Below are 16,168 nucleotides of genomic sequence, written 5' to 3'. Positions count from 1 at the left end.
TCGTTTATAATTTACTTTGTGATTATTTCTTTACAATCATTACATAAAAATGACATCTAAAAACCCACCTGATTCAGGTGGGTTTTTAGGGTGACGATTTTTATATAATCTCTAATTCATCAACCTCACTGCTTTTTGGTTTTTTCAAAATTCCGAGCATCAACATGCTGGCGACTGAACCGGCCGCCAGGGCGATCACGTAACCAAATGGATTGCCTACCAGCGGGAATACGAAAATGCCACCGTGCGGAGCCAGTAATGTACAACCAAAAAACATCGATAATCCACCAGCCAGGGCTGAACCAACAATACAGGAAGGAATAACCCGTAGCGGGTCTTCTGAGGCAAAGGGAATTGCTCCCTCAGTAATAAAAGAAAGCCCCATTACATAATTGGCAATCCCGGCTTCCCGTTCTTTTTTAGTGAAGCGACTTTTAAAGATGGTGGTTGCCAGGGCAATACCCAGAGGCGGCACCATCCCGCCGACCATCACCGCCGCCATAATATCAAACTGACCAGTGGCCAGTGACGCCAGACCAAATGTATAGGCTGCCTTATTGACCGGCCCGCCCATATCCACTGCCATCATACCACCCAGAACAATACCAAGAATGACCTTACTGGATGTCCCCATGCTGTTCAAACCGGCACTTAAAGCCGCATTGAGTGCTGCAACCGGGGGATTAATGACAATGACCATTAAGGCGCCAATCAGCAAGATACCAAAGAAGGGGTAAATCAATATCGGTTTAATACCCTCCAGGCTGGCCGGCAATTTTGCAAAGACTTTTTTCAGACCCACTACCAGATAGCCCGCGGCAAAACCAGCAAACAATGCCCCAAGAAAACCTGCGCCGCCGGTGTTAGCCAGCATACCACCAACAAAACCAACGGCTAAAGCCGGTCGATCCCCAATGCTCATGGCAATATAACCCGCCAAGACCGGTAACATAAATGCAAAGGCCGTATCGCCCACCTGTTTCAAAAAGGCCGCAATGGGGGTATTACTTCCAAAATTTGCCGGGTCAATGCTGTAGTCGTCAAACAAAAATGCCAGAGCGATCAGAATCCCACCACCGATAACAAAGGGCAACATGTGAGAGATGCCGTTCATTAAGTCTTTATAAACCTTACGACCAACACTTTCATTTTTCCCAGAACCAGCGGGTTCTTCGCTTGTCTGGGCACCCCCAGAATACACTGCTGCCTTTCCCGCCAGAGCTTCTTCTATTAGTTCTTTGGGTTTGTGAATTCCCTGGGCTACATTTGTTTGAATAACTTGTTTCCCATTAAAACGGCCCATTTCCACATTAGTGTCAGCGGCAATAATAATGCAGTCGGCTGCTTTAATTTCTTCAGCTGTCAATAAATTTTTGACCCCGCCAGAACCATTGGTTTCCACCTTAATGGTAACCCCCATTTGTTTGGCCTTGCTTTCCAGACTTTCTGCTGCCATGTACGTATGGGCGATCCCCGTCGGACAAGCGGTGACTGCCAGAAGTTGATACTTTCTGTCTGTTTCCTGCGTTTCTGGCGTCTTCTCAACCCCGAATTTTTCCTGTTCCTTTTGATCAATGAGCTTTAAAAACGTTTGCTTATCACTTGAGGCGATGAGCTTCTTACGAAATTCTTCATCCATCAAAATAGTGGACAACCGACTTAACACTTCCAGATGGAGATTATTTGCTGCTTCCGGCGCCGCAATCAAAAAGAAAAGATAGGCCGGCTCTCCGTCTAAAGCCTCAAAGTCAGTTCCTTCTTTAATAACCATAGCTGCCAGCCCAGCGTCTTTGACCACCGCGGATTTCCCATGAGGAATGGCAACCCCTTCTCCAATTCCAGTCGTTCCTTCTGCTTCCCGGACCATTACCGCTTTTTTAAAAACCGCTTTATCTGCAATCTTTCCGCTTTTAGCCATCAACCCCACTAATTGTTCAATCGTTTCTTCCTTGGATGCTGGTTTTCCAGCGAGATCAATGCCCTTTTCATTTAATAAATCAATAATCCGCATTTTTTATTCCTCCTTATCATTTGTTTTCTTCGATCTTGTTCAACAACTTCAGAACCTCTTCTCTGGTTGCCAATGTTTCTGAAAAGGCAGATGCACTTCCCGTTGCAACCCCCATCACAAAAGCCTCACGTAGATCCTGATTTTTAAGATAGCCAGCAATAAATCCCGCGACCATCGAATCTCCTGCTCCAACTGAATTTTTAACCACGCCTTCCGGTGGTTTCATTTCATGAATACTTTCATCTTCAGCAACGAGAAGCGCGCCTTCTCCAGCCATCGATACCAACACATTTTTGGCGCCCATTTCCTGCAATCGTTTGCCATAAGTAATGATGTCATCCCGACTCGTCAAGGTGACACCGAACATGTCCCCCAACTCATGGTTATTCGGCTTTATCAGAAAAGGCTGATACTTAACAACCCTTAACAATAGCTCGCCGGTAGCATCCACGACAATTTTTACGCCGCGATTTTCCAGCAACCTCATAATATTTTCATAGGTATCCTCAGGTAATGCCGCCGGAATACTTCCAGCTAAAACCAGCATATCTCCGGTTTCAATAAATTCGAGCTTTTTAAATAGCTGACTCAGTTCTTTTTTGCCAATACCAGGCCCTTGTCCATTGATTTCACTTTCTTTACCTGCTTTTATTTTAACGTTAATTCGCGAATTGCCCGATTTTAATTTAACAAAATCGGTGTAACAACCAAAGTCTTTGATACGCCGTTCGATTTCCTTTCCCGTAAAGCCGCCCACAAAACCCAGGGCAATATTTCGGATATCCAGATTTTTAAGAACCATGGATACGTTGATCCCTTTGCCCCCCGGGTAAATATGCTCCCATTCACTGCGATTAACTTCACCTTCTCGAAAAGATGAAAGCCCGACCACATAATCCAAAGACGGATTAAAGGTTACGGTAAAAATCATGTCTCATCCACCTCCCAAATTTTGGTATACTTTTTATAATGACCATTTTCCAGTTTTGTAGTAATGATCTCGCCTTGATCCAAGGCCCCAAAACTCACCGGTGCAGTCAAATTGAATTTAGCGGGATCCGCCAGAACGTAGGCCGTCTTACAACGACTGAAAGCTTCCCGCTTAACCTGTGCTTCAGTCGGGTCCGGAGTACTAAAGCCCGCTTTCACATCAATCCCATTGGTACCAAAAAAGCCTTTTGAAAAATTATACTTGCGCAGACAACTTAATGCCTCACTTCCCACTACTGCATCAGTGATGGGTTTGATTTCACCGCCAATAATAATTGTCCGACAGCCCCTTTTACTCAGTTTTGATGCAATAACCATACCATTTGTCACATAAACAGCACTCGTTTCACTGATGGAATCAACCATGGCCTCGGTTGTCGTTCCGGCATCAATGTAGACAAAATCATCTTTCTCAATCAATCCCGCACTGAATTGTCCAATCGCCTGCTTCTCGGTCCGATGATGATCTTCTCTGAGCACAACGTCGAACTCAGTGGCTGCAAAACGTCCGTTAATGGCTGCCGCCCCACCATGAACCTTTCGCAGTTTTTTATTTTTGTCCAGCGTTGTGAGATCCCTACGAATGGTTGATTCAGAAATATCAAGGGATTCAGACAATTCCAATACCGTCACCACTCTTTTTTCTTCAACCATTTGAAGTATTTTTGCTAACCGTTCTTCAACAATCATTTCCTCACCTCTTTTCTGTATAATACCACCATTGCCAGTCATCGTCAACCATTTTATTTCATATTTAGTCATTTATAGTCAAAAACGCGCAATAACACTTCTTTTTTACTTGATTTAATTGTTTATTGATTTATTACCACTTTTTCTTTGCAAATCAAAAGGAGATAGAATTTTTTCTTCTATCTCCTAAATGTTTCCATATTCACTTATTTATTCGGCCAGCGGTAAAATGATCGCAGCTTTAAAAAGATCGCCATCAATTTCCAGTTTCAGCTCACCCTGCTGGATTGTCATTAAGTCCTTGGCAATGGCCAGCCCTAAGCCACTGCCTTCACTGTTTCTGGTTTCATCACCGCGCTTAAATCGTTCCATCAGTTCTTCTGGTGAAATATTTAAGGGTTGGGCTGAGACATTTTTAAAAACAACCGTGCCCGTTTTATTTTCGTCACATTTTGAAAACTCAATGTATACCCGAGATTCTTTTTGAGCATATTTCAAAATATTAAAAAGCAGGTTTTCGATGACCCGCCAGATCAGACGACCATCTGCCGTGACAACAAAAAGATCCTTGGGATATTGGGTAATAAACTCAAGCTGTGACTTTGACAGTTCTTCTTCCATCTCACCCAAACCCTGGGTCATCAACATTTCCATATCGACGGCCTGAAACTCAACTTCGACATTCCCCGATGAAGCTTTCGCCGCTTCAAACAAATCATCGGTCAGTACTTTCAGGCGGTGAGCCTTATTTTCCAGGATATCTAAATATTTCTGATTTTCCTCTGAATCCAGCTTTCCATTTTTCAACAGATCAATGGATGTGATAATCGATGTCAGCGGGGTTCTAATATCGTGGGATACATTGGTCAGCAACTCGGTTTTTAACCGTTGGCTCTTTACCTCTTCGGATACGGCCAGGGAAATGCCATCGCCAATGGCATTAATCCCTTCGGCCAATTCTCCTAACGCACCCTCAAAGCCAGTCAGTTTGTAGTCAACCTCGCCATTTTTGATTCGTTCCAGTCCATCCAGAATGCCGTCATACTTCTTCGCTTTTTTACCACCCAGATAAAGCAGGTAAATAATGCAGATAAACGAGCAAATGCCAAGAATTGGCACCTGTACGGACAGAGCCAGAACCACCAGCAGAATAGCCCAAAACATAAATCGTTTCACAGTCGGGGATCCTTTCATAACATCATTGTAATAGAGGGTTATTTTCTTGAATTGGTTTTTTATAAATTTCCATATTTGTTTAGTCAGTTTGAGTAATAATAACCGTTGCCAGAAACTGCCATCTTTTAAAATTCGCACCAGCGACAATAAAAAGTTTAGTCCTAAAGCGGCACCTACGGCAAAGAGCATGATCATAACCGCCCTGGGGAAATTTTGATCATAGAAAAATACAATCGCTGCAATGACCAGTGTTTCCACACCCAGCAACAATAAAAAATGAGCATCAATCCAGAATGCGTCGATTGGTAAAAGGTGAATCCCGACCACTTCTTTTTTTTGCCCGGCTGAAATACAAGCTAGCAGCGCACAAATGGCCGCCAGAATAAAAAACAATACAAAAATGCTTATCAGCCAGATAAATTGTAACCGTTCGGCCTGATACCCGACTTCTCGTTGAGCGATATAGGCATCATCAAATCCGATGGTTACAATAAAATCTGGTTGAGCGGCATAGTCTAAGCTTTCATACTGATCCAGATTAGGCAGGCTGGACGAAACCGCCCCCTTATTATAGGTGAAATTTACCCGTCGATTAAGCAGGTCATCCTGGGCGACGTCTTTGGGTTGACTGTTTTTAACACCCTTGCGCTCAATAACATAGGATAATCCCAGGGTTTGTTCCAGTTCTTTTTTTAATCGTTCATACTGATAGAGACTCTCATTAATCAGCTGCTTTTTTTTCGCCTCCAGCTTGTCCGCGTAGGGTTCCCAGAAAACCGGATCATCCAGCATCTGCTGTTCGGTTGAGACACCCATATTTTCCGGATAGTAAATATCCTGTTCTGCTAATAAAGCCCATTTATAATCCTCTAACGCGGTCGTGTCAATCGCGTTTCCGGCACGAATATTTTCTTCACTTTGGTAGAAATTATAAACCCGATCGATCCGATCATAGGCGGTCAGCACCTTATTCCCCAGCTCGTCACTCTCCAGATAATTGTTCGTATTCGCCGTATAATCCCAATTAAACCAGTAGGCTTCAAATAAAGCCGCAAAACTGAGGGTTATAAAGACCACCGCCAAAATTGAACAGGTAATTTTAAATTTCTGATTAGTCCCGATAGTTTTCAATTTTGTAGCCAATGCCCCACACCACCTTTAAATATTTCGGTTCTTTTGGGTTAATTTCAATCTTTTCGCGAATCCGCCGAATATGGACGGCCACGGTGTTGTCCGAATTATAAGCCGGTTCTTCCCAGACGTTCTCATAAATTTGGTCAATGGAAAAAACTTTTCCTTTCTCCGACATCAAAAAAAGCATGATCTTGTACTCTACCGGCGTCAATTTCACCTCTTCGCCATCCACCGTCAAACGCTTATAGTCATCTTCCAGAACCAGGCCACCCGTACAATAGGTACCCACTTTTTCCGGACATCCGCCCAGGGTGTTGTAGCGTCTTAGTTGCGACTTAACCCGGGCGATGACCTCCATGGGATTAAAAGGTTTGCTAATATAATCATCACCACCCATGGTTAAACCCATAATTTTGTCATTATCTTCGGTTTTTGCTGATAGAAAGATGATTGGGATATTTTTTGTCTCTCTTATTTTCATCGTGGCCCGAAGGCCATCCATTTCTGGCATCATCACATCCATAATGATCAATTGGACCTCCTCTTTTTCTACCAAAGCGATGGCTTCTTTTCCTGTATAAGCTTTTAAAATCGTATACCCTTCATTTTTTAAATAAAGTTCCAGGGCTTCAACGATTTCTTTTTCATCATCACATATTAAAATACTCATTATCTTAGCTTCCGCCTTTCTGTTTCATCTTGGTTCAACTTTAACACAAACTTCTGTCAAAACAACGCCGAATTTCCTTAAGAAATTCTTACAATCAAACCCTTTGTTCTCCGACTCCCAATCACAAAAAAAGACAGCATCCATTGGATTGCTGCCCTTAAAATCGTCCTAGATTAAAAATTTAATATCTTCTGGTTTGTTTTTATTTGAGAATTCAAAGCCCTGCTGAATCGTATTTTCGATCATTTCGCCATCCAGATTCATCAGTCTGAATAAATTTCGGATAAAGAAATAAATCATTGCCCGGCTGGTAAACTTGATGTTCTTTTCATAAAAATCGATAAAAAGCTCTTTTCGAGCCCCGTATTCTGAACGGGCAATCACTTCCAGATCGGCCTCAATATAGTTCTTGTTGAGAAAATCCAGACAGGACCGATTGAGGGTATTGGTAATATTGGTTCGTCCGTGGGGATTCACATTTTTAACCAACACCTCATAATAAAGGGTTTTATTATGTTCATCGTTTAAGATCGCTTCATAATACAGTACCAGGGAATAACAATACTTGGTATAAAGATTAAGATTCTCAGATACCGATGAGACATAATCGTACAATGCCAAAAAGAAAACATTGTAGATATCGGTAATCATATCGTCTTTCTTTTTATAATAATAAGTAATGGTTCCCAGCTTGACATCAGCGTGATCCGCAATGTCCTGGATACCGGTTTTATTATAACCGTTCTCATAGAATAAAACCTTTGCTGTTGTGATGATATTGCTCTTTGTTTGGATTCCTTTTCTTGACGTTGCCATGGTTTGCCTTTCCTGTATAAATCATTTTATTAGTTACATTTAATTCATACCTTTGATCTTACGAAAAGTTTTGCGGAATGTCAATAGTAAAATAGGCAAAAGTTTCTAATTTACCCTAAATCGATCAATTATTTCAGTAATAAGGTTTCCCGATCCAAAAGATTCACCTCTTTCACCTTCTCCAGGGTTTTTATTGCTTTTTGTTTGACCTCATCTTCAACCCGAATGATAATAATAGCATTGTCGGTTTTTTTCGGCAGGAAGGAGTAGGCATAGATAATATTTATTTTTGCCTGAGTCAGAGCATCCACCAGGGTACTTAATCCGCCGGGATCATCAGAAATCTCAGCCGCTAAAACCGGTGTAACCGTGGTGATAATATCATTTTTTTTAAGCACCTCAATTCCTTTTTCGGTTTCTTGCAAAATCAGTCGCACAATCCCAAAGTCGGTAGCATCAGCAATATTTAGTGACCGAATATTGATCTTATTATCAGCCAAAATTTTGAGGATATGATTGAGTCGGCCTTCATGGTTCTCGATGAAAATGGAAACTTGTCGTATCATTTTTTCTTCTCCTAAATCTTTCTTAAATCGACAACCCGTTGGCTTTTTCCTTCGCTTCGGGGAAGGCTCTTGGGTTCTACCAGCGCTACCTTGGCGCTAATGCCAATGGTTGACAAAATCCGTTCTCTGATCCGTTTTTCCAGATTCTCCAGATTGCTGATTCGATCCGAGAACAAGGCTTCACTGAGCTCTACTTTAATTTCTAAGGTATCCAAGGAGCCGTCTCGTCTGACGACCAATTGATAATGGGGTTCCACTTCACCAATTTCTAACAACACGCTTTCAATCTGGGTCGGAAAGACATTGACGCCACGGATAATTAGCATATCATCGGAGCGTCCCTGGAGTCGACTGATGCGCAAGTGGGTTCGTCCACAGGCACAGGGCTCCGGTTTGATGGTGGTAATATCCCGGGTGCGGTAACGCAGAATCGGAATTCCCTCTTTAGTAATGGTGGTAATCACCAGTTCGCCCTGTTCACCATAAGGCAGCACCGCTAATGTTACGGGATCAATAATTTCCGGAATAAAGTGATCTTCCCAGACATGAAGACCATCCTGAGCTTCGCATTCAATGGCAACCCCCGGCCCCATAATTTCCGATAAACCATAAATATCAAAGGCTCTAATTTTTAGTTTTTTCTCAATTTCTTTGCGGATGTTTTCTGACCAGGGTTCGGCTCCAAAAATACCAGCCCGAATCTTCAGGCTGGCTGGATCAATTCCCGACTCCGCCAACACCTCTGCTAAATAAATAGCATAAGATGGGGTGCATGTCAATATGGTTGAGCCAAAATCTTGCATAATCATAATCTGTTTTGCCGTATTTCCACCAGAAATAGGAATAATTGATGCACCCAGTCGTTCCGCTCCATAATGCACCCCCAAACCACCGGTAAACAACCCATAACCATAGGCATTCTGAATCACCGAATGAGGACCGGCACCGGCTGCGACCAGGCAGCGAGCCATCAGTTCCGACCACATCGAAATATCATTCCTGGTATATCCCACTACCGTCGGTTTACCGGTGGTGCCGGACGAGGCATGGATGCGAACAATCTGTTCCAGGGGTACGGTAAAAAGGCCATAGGGGTAATTATCCCGTAAATCAACCTTGGTTGTAAAGGGAAGTTTTTGAAGATCATCCAGTGATTTTATATCTTCTGGCATTAACCCGTTTTCCTGAAATTTGTTGCGGTAAAAGGGAACATCATGATAGATCCGATTGACCATTTTCTTTAATCGTTCCAATTGCAGTTCCTGTAAATTTTCTCTTGGCATGCATTCGTAGCTCTTATTCCAGTACATCTTTTCCTCCAAAATTTTCTTTTTAATTCTATTGCCATGCAAATAAAAAGACCCGTCCTTATCGAAAAGGACGAGTCTGACTCGCGGTACCACCTAATTTGATTAGTTACTAATCCACCTTTGTAGAACAGGACTTCTAACCATCCCGTTCTTACTCTTGCTAACGGCGAGCAACACCGGATCTGCCTAATAAGTCTGCAAATAGATTATTCACACCCATTCAGCCAATCAACTCCTGAGGGAACTTCACTCCCGTCATTGCCATTGGCTTCCAGCCTTACCAACTCTCTGAAGACGCCAACAGAAATTACTTTCCTCATTCACAGTTTTTAATCATTTGAATTATTATATTACTAACCGCAAAATAATGTCAAGATTTTTTTAGACCAGCCGACTCAAAGGTCTTACATAAAACCCCAGGAACTAGCCGAAACGTATGGATATTGCTAAAAACATATGATAGGATTAGAGTGGCTAAATTTTTCAGCAGGTAAATCTTGATGATTGACTAGGAGGTTATTATGGACACGATTCTTATCTCACTTCACTCAATTTCTAAATATTTCGGAAAAAAATTAATCCTAAACGATATTAATCTGACGATCACAAAAAAATCCGCCCTCGCTTTAATGGGCCCCAATGGCAGTGGTAAAAGCACCCTGCTCAAACTAATCGGTGGTCTATCAAAAATTTCTTCCGGCTCCCGTGACTCTGCGCCACAACTTAAAATAGCTTACATCCCGGAGAATTTTCCCAAAATTGATTTAACTCCCGAAGAATTTATTAATTCAACGGGTTTGATCGGCGGTTTAGCACCTAAACAAGTCACCACCCGCATGACAGAGTTATTTCAGGCCTTTCAAATGGAAGACATGGGCGCTGTTCCGATCAAACATCTTTCCAAAGGCACAATCCAGAAGGTCGCCGTCATCCAGGCTTTGCTTACACCCCCCGACGTCTTACTGCTGGATGAACCATTATCCGGTCAGGATATCCAAGCTCAAAAATTATTTATCCGCATGGTACAAAAGCTGCATCAACAAGGTGTGGCAACGATCATGTCCTGTCATGAGCGTTTTCTCGTTAAACAACTGGCTCACTCCGCCTACGAACTATTAGATCATCAGTTAATACCAATGGATTTATCCGGCTTAAAGGAAATAAAATATGATCTGATGATTTTTGAAGCACTGGCCAAATCGGCGATTGATCCAGCGCTACAGACTTTAATTGAGCAGGCCGAATGGGATCATAACCGTTTAAAACTGATTGTTCCAAGGGATCAGAGTGATGTTGTTTTAAAGGAGCTGTTAAAACAAGAGTTTAAACTGCGAACCATGGAAGGGATAAGCCAATGAAGAATTTGTTAGTTTATCACTTTAAAACCTATCTCAAATCCTATAAATTACTGCTCCCCTTTTTAATCTACCTGATCTATTTATTTACCGCTTACGGGATCATGCCCTTTTCCATTGTTTCCAGTTTTTCCGAATCGGCCGGTGTTCTTTTCTTTATCATGGCCTATGTCGGTTTCAGCTACGCTGAACTTGAAAATCCGGTTACCGAACAGCTAGTTTTGCTAAGGATCAATAACGACACTCTTTATTACCTGAGCCGACTGACCGTGCTGCTGATTATTGGCGTTGTTATGAGTATCATTGGCATCTTGTATCCGCTGGTTTTAAATGTTATCAACAACAATCACTTATTTACCCGCAATTTACAGTTTGAAGATGTGGCGATTGGACTTTTCCTTCATTGTTTAATGGCCTTTTTAGGGACCATGACCGGTTCATTTTTTCATCCCCGAATTATCCGAAACCGAAAAATGGCCGTGCTGCTGTTGTTCTTTGTTGCTGTCATGGGGATATCAAAGGGCGCCCTGGCCGATTATTTTCCCCAAACCCGCTTGATCGCCTGGGTTTTCCCGCCTGTTTTTGATATCCTCGCCGCATTTACCGGCCTGGAGTTTTTCAGCCTCCCGGCCATGGCATTACCCGTTGCCCTAACCATCATTTATGGGTTCGTTTTAATAATTGGTCAAATCGAACTTTTAAAACGCGCTAAATTCTAGACCCCTGGTATCTCAAAACGCGCTGTTGCTAAACAAATTCTGAAAAAGCCCATCAAAAGATTTCACTTCTGATGGGCTTTCGTGTTATTGATTTAATTCTTGGATTTTATTCTTAAACAACACCCAGACCAACATCGCCATAGGTTGCCATTTCGCGATTCATGTATAAGGCAGATTCGACAATATTAAAGGCGATCGCAGCACCACTGCCTTCTCCCAGACGCATACCCATGTTCAGAAATGGTTTAGCACCGATAAATTCCGACGCAAAAGCGGCCCCCTTTTCAGCCGAAGCATGGGAACAGATTAAATAGCCTTTTACCTTGGGATCAATCCCGATGGCAATGGCGGCCGCAGCGGTGGAAATAAAACCATCAATTAAAACCGGAATATGATTGGCGGCTCCGGCCAGCATCGCACCGGCCATAGCACCGATCTCAAATCCGCCGACCTTTGCCAGGACATCGATGGCATCGGTTTTGTCGGGTTGATTAAGAGCAATGGCATCCCGAATCACCTGGGCTTTGATAACCTGCTTATCTTCCGACAGATTCGCTCCGGCACCAGTTAGTTCCCCCGGATCAACACCACTAAGGACTGCGATAATAGCGGCACTAGCCGTCGTATTAGAGATCCCCACTTCACCGGTGCCGAGAATATTATACCCGTTATCGATGGCGCGTTGGGCCACATCGATTCCTACTTCCAGGGACTTTACGGCTTCTTCCCGGGACATCGCCGGACCTTTTTTCATATTTGATGTGCATTTTCTGATTTTTTTATCCAAAATTTTTGATTTTGGTTCCAAATCCGATTTCATCCCAACATCACAGACAAAAACATCGGCGCCAGCTTGTTTGCTTAAAGCGGCAACGCCGCTTTTGCCAGCAACGATCATCTGCGCCATCAGGTCGGTTACTTCCTGGGGTGCCGCAGCAACGCCTTCTTCAAAGACGCCATGGTCGGCAGCAAAAACCAGCATCGCTTTTTTGCTGACATCCGGATACATTTCGCCGGTAATGCCGGCTAACTGCACGGCGATCTCTTCCAGTGTTCCCAGACTGCCCACCGGCTTAAGTAGAAAATCCACTCGATCCTTGGCGGTTTTGATCATTTCTTCATTAAGCGGCTTAATTTTTCCCACTGTTTCATTTAATAAACTCATTTCTTACTCCTGTCAACTCAACTGTTTTTTCTCATTATAACATATCTGCGAACTTTGAAAATTCAATTTTTTAAGTTTTACAGCGGAAGTCGCACTTCAAACCACACACCATTATCGCGGTTATCCACAGCCACCTTGCCGCCATGGCAGATTATAATGCCTTTGACGATTGCCAGACCTAAACCAGTGCCTTTTTTATCCGATTGGGCCTTATAAAAGTATTCCCAGATATGATTAATCTCATCTTGCGGAATTGACTTACCCACATTATAAACAGAAACAATCCACTCTTTTTCCTGGCTTTCACAGCCAACCTGAATTATTCCGTCAGTTGGACTGACATGTTTGATGGCATTGTTTAAAAGATTATAAAAAACCTGTTCCATCCGCTTGCGGTCCATGATCACTTTTTTTTCTGGATCACAATGATTATTAAAAACGATATTGTTTCCCGGATAGGTATTTACAAACCGCTCAACCACCGAAGCGATGACCTCAACCCCAGAAACGCTTTCTTTTTTAAGCTGATAGGCACCCGATTCGATTTGGGCCAGATCTAAAAGATCGCTCGCGATTCCGCTGATTTTATCAGCTTCCCGCTGGATCGTCACAAAGTATTCCAATTCTTCATCCCGATTCTCAAGAATGCCATCCTCTAATGCTTCAGCATAGCTTTTTATCACCGCCAATGGGGTTTGGATTTCATGAGACACCTGAGCGGTAAAACGCTGCCGCATCTTTTCAAATGCACGTTCTTTACTCAGTTCTTCCTGAAGTTTTAAAATAGCCCCTTCCAATTCATCCGAAATATGATTCAAGGTTTCTCCTAGCTGACCGATCTCATCCTTTCTAGTTCCCTGATATTTTTTTGTAAAATTGAGATTTCCCATTTCTCCGGAAATTTGATTTAATGAAATAATGGGCTTTGAAATACCCCGAGAAAAAAAATAGGCAAAAACAAGCGAACACGTAAAAACAATCATTAAGAATACCAGCAGAAAATTTTCCACAATCTCAATGACCTCGTGAACTGAGTAAAGCGGAATACGTCCGATAATCAGGGCGCCATCAGCAGCTAAAACCTTATGGGTCAGCCACTCAACCTGGTGATCATCATTTCCCAGCACAATAATAAAACTTTCATCTTCCTGATGCTCTTTCACCTGATTCTCCAGACTATTCTGTTGACCAGCACCAGAGCCCTTACCATTTTCCGATCCGCTACCGGAACCACTACCTGATCCACTGCCCGATCCGCTGCCCGATCCGCTACCGGTACCACTGCCCGAATCACTACTCGATCCCGACGCATTACCGGCACCACTGCCGGCGCCAGCACCCGTTTCTTTTCCCTCACCACTGTGTTCACCACCTGCTGCCAAACGTTTTTTTTCAACACTTGTCAGTCCCAAACGATCCATTTGATTAATCTCATCACGTCGTTGACTCGCTGTCACTATTTCAGCGGTTCTAGTTTCTATCGAAACATCTTCAAAAGAGCTATCTTCAGCGCCCGTTTGCTGCCCAATAATTTCAACAACAATCCCTTCCTCTTCAGCGACATCAATAAATAATTGAAGTTCGGGGGTTAATCCATTCTGATTATACATTGTTACAGCCTGATTCGTTTTATCAATTAAGGCCGCGGTTCTTTTCTCAGTATAGTATACCTCAAAATAGGAACCCAGGACATAATACGTTAATAAACAAAGCACCAGAAAGAAAGCCCCAAGATAGAGCATTAATCTCGAAAAAATCGAACTTCTCATTCTTTAAACTTGTACCCCAGCCCTCTGACGGTTTGGATGCACTCTCCTTTATCTCCCATTTTTTTACGTAATCGTTTGATGGTTGTATCAACAACACGTATATCACCATCATAATCATATCCCCAAATCCGATCAAGAATCTGCTCTCTAGATAACACCAATTTCTGATGATTGACAAAATAGCTTAAAACCTCGTATTCTTTTTGTGTGAGGTTAATAATTTCATTATGAATTGTTATTTGTCGTTCGTCTGAATTTAATCTCATTCCACAAACATCAAGCTTATTTTCAGTTGTAGCAACCCCGCTTCTTTTTAGCAAGGCTTTGATTCGGACCATCAATTCTCGGGGACTGAAGGGTTTTGTTACATAATCATCTGCGCCAACTTCAAATCCCTGAATCTTATCTTCTTCTTCTCTTCGAGCCGTGAGCATGATGACTGGCACATTGTCCGTTTCCCTTATTTCTTCCAGCACTTCAAACCCATCCATTTTCGGCATGGTTACGTCGAGAATAATACAATCCGGTTGTTTTTCTGTCCAAAGGTCCAATGCTTCCTCTCCGTCCGCCGCCCCGAAACCTTCATAGCCCTCTTTTTTTAAATATTTTAAAACGATTTCTCGCAGTTTTTCTTCATCCTCAGCCACTAATATGCGAATGCCTTTCATTATATATACCTCCACTACCTTTATCAGCTTATCATTTTTTGATGGCAATTTTGTGTCAAAACATATCTTTTATTGATTTTATAAAGGACAACTTATAATTTTATATTTTAACACACCATCCTCATTTTTTTCTAACCTTTAAACAATTGTCTTTGTTATATCGTTATACATCTTTTGTTTATATCATCTTTACGGTTATAAAAATTAATTTCTTAACATCTGACACCTAAATGACATACAGCTATCCTATAATACAAACATCGAAAGAAAAAAACGGAGGAATTTACAATGAAAGCAAAATTGATTTTAGTATCATCATTGGCGTTAATGTTAGCAACAGCAGGTACAACCTTTGCCGCTTCAGGTTACGGGCAGGGCAGTGGCGTTGGTCAGAGTCGCGGCGGAGAGCGACAATATGCAAACAGTCAGGAATCAGTTGATGCTGACGGTGATGGCATCTGTGACCTCACTGGGGATCCTGTCGGCACTGGCGGATTAGGCTATGAATCCGGTACCAATGCATTTGTTGATGAAGACGGTGTTTGTGACATTGGTGACGACATCCCTATTCAAGATGGATCTGGTCTGCAACGTGGTAATCAAAGTTTTTGATTGAACCTCATATTTTAATAATTATTAATATGACCTTTTTGACACATGAATGACATAAAGCAATTGTATAATGAAGGTAGTAAAAGAATCACAAAAATAAAAAAACGGAGGAATTTACAATGAAAGCAAAATTAATTTTAGTCACATCGTTAGCATTAATGTTAGCAACAGCAGGTACCACCTTTGCCGCGAACGGCAATGGCCGGGGTGCTGGTGATGGATCCGGTCTTGGTCAAGGTAACGGCGGCGAAAGACTGTATGAGAATTGTCAGGGAACCGGTGATGCTGACGGCGATGGTCTCTGTGATTTAACCGGAAATCCTGTTGGCACTGGCGGCGCTGGCACTGGCGCATTTGTTGACGCAGACGGCGATGGTGTTTGTGATGTCGGCGGCGGTACCCATCCTCAAGATGGATCTGGAATGCGACATGGCGGAAGAACCCGTTAATCATTCACCCTTACTTTTAAAAGCCGCAATGATCGTAAACGATCATTGCGGCTTTTTTATTTATATAA

At 42.5% G+C, this 16,168-nt stretch carries 15 protein-coding genes and 1 other annotated feature; of the genes, 4 read left to right on the top strand and 11 right to left on the bottom strand.

The annotated features are described in order from the left end of the window. Positions 1–100: 100 nt before the first annotated feature. The 8 genes from ACIZ62_RS01815 to ACIZ62_RS01780 all read right to left on the bottom strand — a co-directional run bounded on the left by ACIZ62_RS01815 (position 101) and on the right by ACIZ62_RS01780 (position 9,363). The gene (locus tag ACIZ62_RS01815; protein ID WP_322520051.1) at positions 101–2,011 is read right to left on the bottom strand and encodes a fructose-specific PTS transporter subunit EIIC; all 1,911 of its coding nucleotides are present in this window, start codon (positions 2,009–2,011) and stop codon (positions 101–103) included. A 16-nt stretch (positions 2,012–2,027) separates the two neighbouring features. After that, on the bottom strand, positions 2,028–2,942 hold the full coding sequence (pfkB, locus tag ACIZ62_RS01810) for a 1-phosphofructokinase (RefSeq protein ID WP_111888246.1): 915 nt from the start codon (positions 2,940–2,942) through the stop codon (positions 2,028–2,030). After that, the gene (locus tag ACIZ62_RS01805) at positions 2,939–3,691 is read right to left on the bottom strand and encodes a DeoR/GlpR family DNA-binding transcription regulator (RefSeq protein ID WP_414151122.1); all 753 of its coding nucleotides are present in this window, start codon (positions 3,689–3,691) and stop codon (positions 2,939–2,941) included. The genes pfkB and ACIZ62_RS01805 overlap by 4 nt, the downstream gene beginning before the upstream one ends. A 210-nt stretch (positions 3,692–3,901) precedes the next feature. Continuing rightward, positions 3,902–6,010 (bottom strand): sensor histidine kinase, encoded by a 2,109-nt coding sequence (locus tag ACIZ62_RS01800; protein ID WP_414151121.1) that lies wholly within the window; start codon positions 6,008–6,010, stop codon positions 3,902–3,904. Then, positions 5,979–6,671, bottom strand: coding sequence for a response regulator transcription factor (locus ACIZ62_RS01795; protein WP_111888249.1), 693 nt, complete (start codon positions 6,669–6,671; stop codon positions 5,979–5,981). The genes ACIZ62_RS01800 and ACIZ62_RS01795 overlap by 32 nt, the downstream gene beginning before the upstream one ends. Positions 6,672–6,839: 168 nt before the next feature. After that, entirely contained in the window at positions 6,840–7,487 is a 648-nt protein-coding gene (locus tag ACIZ62_RS01790; protein ID WP_111888250.1) for a TetR/AcrR family transcriptional regulator, read from the bottom strand. A 128-nt stretch (positions 7,488–7,615) separates the two neighbouring features. Next, positions 7,616–8,053: an amino acid-binding protein gene (locus ACIZ62_RS01785; RefSeq protein ID WP_111888251.1), complete on the bottom strand. Its 438-nt coding sequence runs from the start codon at positions 8,051–8,053 to the stop codon at positions 7,616–7,618. A gap of 11 nt (positions 8,054–8,064) precedes the next feature. Next, positions 8,065–9,363 carry a phenylacetate--CoA ligase family protein gene (locus tag ACIZ62_RS01780; protein ID WP_111888252.1) on the bottom strand — a complete coding sequence of 433 codons (1,299 nt, stop codon included), beginning with the start codon at positions 9,361–9,363 and terminating at the stop codon, positions 8,065–8,067. A 63-nt stretch (positions 9,364–9,426) separates the two neighbouring features. Beyond that, positions 9,427–9,696: a binding site (T-box leader), on the bottom strand. A 188-nt stretch (positions 9,697–9,884) separates the two neighbouring features. On the opposite strand from ACIZ62_RS01780, the gene ACIZ62_RS01775 reads away from it, so the two are divergent. Together ACIZ62_RS01775 and ACIZ62_RS01770 are read left to right on the top strand one after the other, a co-directional pair. Beyond that, complete coding sequence (locus ACIZ62_RS01775; protein ID WP_414151120.1) at positions 9,885–10,721, top strand: ATP-binding cassette domain-containing protein; 837 nt, start codon at positions 9,885–9,887, stop codon at positions 10,719–10,721. Beyond that, positions 10,718–11,437, top strand: coding sequence for a hypothetical protein (locus ACIZ62_RS01770; RefSeq protein WP_414151119.1), 720 nt, complete (start codon positions 10,718–10,720; stop codon positions 11,435–11,437). The genes ACIZ62_RS01775 and ACIZ62_RS01770 overlap by 4 nt, the downstream gene beginning before the upstream one ends. Positions 11,438–11,549: 112 nt before the next feature. Here the strand turns inward: ACIZ62_RS01770 and cobT are convergent, their stop codons facing one another. The 3 genes from cobT to ACIZ62_RS01755 all read right to left on the bottom strand — a co-directional run bounded on the left by cobT (position 11,550) and on the right by ACIZ62_RS01755 (position 15,039). Continuing rightward, positions 11,550–12,602 carry a nicotinate-nucleotide--dimethylbenzimidazole phosphoribosyltransferase gene (gene cobT, locus ACIZ62_RS01765; protein WP_111888255.1) on the bottom strand — a complete coding sequence of 351 codons (1,053 nt, stop codon included), beginning with the start codon at positions 12,600–12,602 and terminating at the stop codon, positions 11,550–11,552. Positions 12,603–12,679: 77 nt separating this feature from the next. Continuing rightward, positions 12,680–14,371, bottom strand: coding sequence for an ATP-binding protein (locus ACIZ62_RS01760; protein ID WP_414151118.1), 1,692 nt, complete (start codon positions 14,369–14,371; stop codon positions 12,680–12,682). Beyond that, the gene (locus tag ACIZ62_RS01755; protein WP_111888257.1) at positions 14,368–15,039 is read right to left on the bottom strand and encodes a response regulator transcription factor; all 672 of its coding nucleotides are present in this window, start codon (positions 15,037–15,039) and stop codon (positions 14,368–14,370) included. The genes ACIZ62_RS01760 and ACIZ62_RS01755 overlap by 4 nt, the downstream gene beginning before the upstream one ends. A 288-nt stretch (positions 15,040–15,327) precedes the next feature. On the opposite strand from ACIZ62_RS01755, the gene ACIZ62_RS01750 reads away from it, so the two are divergent. Further along, on the top strand, positions 15,328–15,651 hold the full coding sequence (locus ACIZ62_RS01750; protein WP_414151117.1) for a hypothetical protein: 324 nt from the start codon (positions 15,328–15,330) through the stop codon (positions 15,649–15,651). Between the two features lie 119 nt (positions 15,652–15,770). Continuing rightward, positions 15,771–16,100 carry a hypothetical protein gene (locus ACIZ62_RS01745; RefSeq protein ID WP_111888259.1) on the top strand — a complete coding sequence of 110 codons (330 nt, stop codon included), beginning with the start codon at positions 15,771–15,773 and terminating at the stop codon, positions 16,098–16,100. Positions 16,101–16,168: the final 68 nt, after the last annotated feature.

Origin of the sequence: Acetobacterium carbinolicum (assembly GCF_047456275.1) — a bacterium.
Classification (GTDB): Bacteria; Bacillota; Clostridia; order Eubacteriales; family Eubacteriaceae; genus Acetobacterium; species Acetobacterium carbinolicum.
This window is presented reverse-complemented; position numbering and strand designations above follow the sequence as displayed.

Coding starts and splice junctions, on each gene's coding strand:
- ACIZ62_RS01815 (WP_322520051.1), bottom strand. CDS start 2,011: ATGCGGATTATTGATTTATTAAATGAAAAGGGCATTGATCTCGCTGGA.
- pfkB (WP_111888246.1), bottom strand. CDS start 2,942: ATGATTTTTACCGTAACCTTTAATCCGTCTTTGGATTATGTGGTCGGG.
- ACIZ62_RS01805 (WP_414151122.1), bottom strand. CDS start 3,691: ATGATTGTTGAAGAACGGTTAGCAAAAATACTTCAAATGGTTGAAGAA.
- ACIZ62_RS01795 (WP_111888249.1), bottom strand. CDS start 6,671: ATGAGTATTTTAATATGTGATGATGAAAAAGAAATCGTTGAAGCCCTG.
- ACIZ62_RS01790 (WP_111888250.1), bottom strand. CDS start 7,487: ATGGCAACGTCAAGAAAAGGAATCCAAACAAAGAGCAATATCATCACA.
- ACIZ62_RS01785 (WP_111888251.1), bottom strand. CDS start 8,053: ATGATACGACAAGTTTCCATTTTCATCGAGAACCATGAAGGCCGACTC.
- ACIZ62_RS01780 (WP_111888252.1), bottom strand. CDS start 9,363: ATGTACTGGAATAAGAGCTACGAATGCATGCCAAGAGAAAATTTACAG.
- ACIZ62_RS01775 (WP_414151120.1), top strand. CDS start 9,885: ATGGACACGATTCTTATCTCACTTCACTCAATTTCTAAATATTTCGGA.
- ACIZ62_RS01770 (WP_414151119.1), top strand. CDS start 10,718: ATGAAGAATTTGTTAGTTTATCACTTTAAAACCTATCTCAAATCCTAT.
- cobT (WP_111888255.1), bottom strand. CDS start 12,602: ATGAGTTTATTAAATGAAACAGTGGGAAAAATTAAGCCGCTTAATGAA.
- ACIZ62_RS01760 (WP_414151118.1), bottom strand. CDS start 14,371: ATGAGAAGTTCGATTTTTTCGAGATTAATGCTCTATCTTGGGGCTTTC.
- ACIZ62_RS01755 (WP_111888257.1), bottom strand. CDS start 15,039: ATGAAAGGCATTCGCATATTAGTGGCTGAGGATGAAGAAAAACTGCGA.
- ACIZ62_RS01750 (WP_414151117.1), top strand. CDS start 15,328: ATGAAAGCAAAATTGATTTTAGTATCATCATTGGCGTTAATGTTAGCA.
- ACIZ62_RS01745 (WP_111888259.1), top strand. CDS start 15,771: ATGAAAGCAAAATTAATTTTAGTCACATCGTTAGCATTAATGTTAGCA.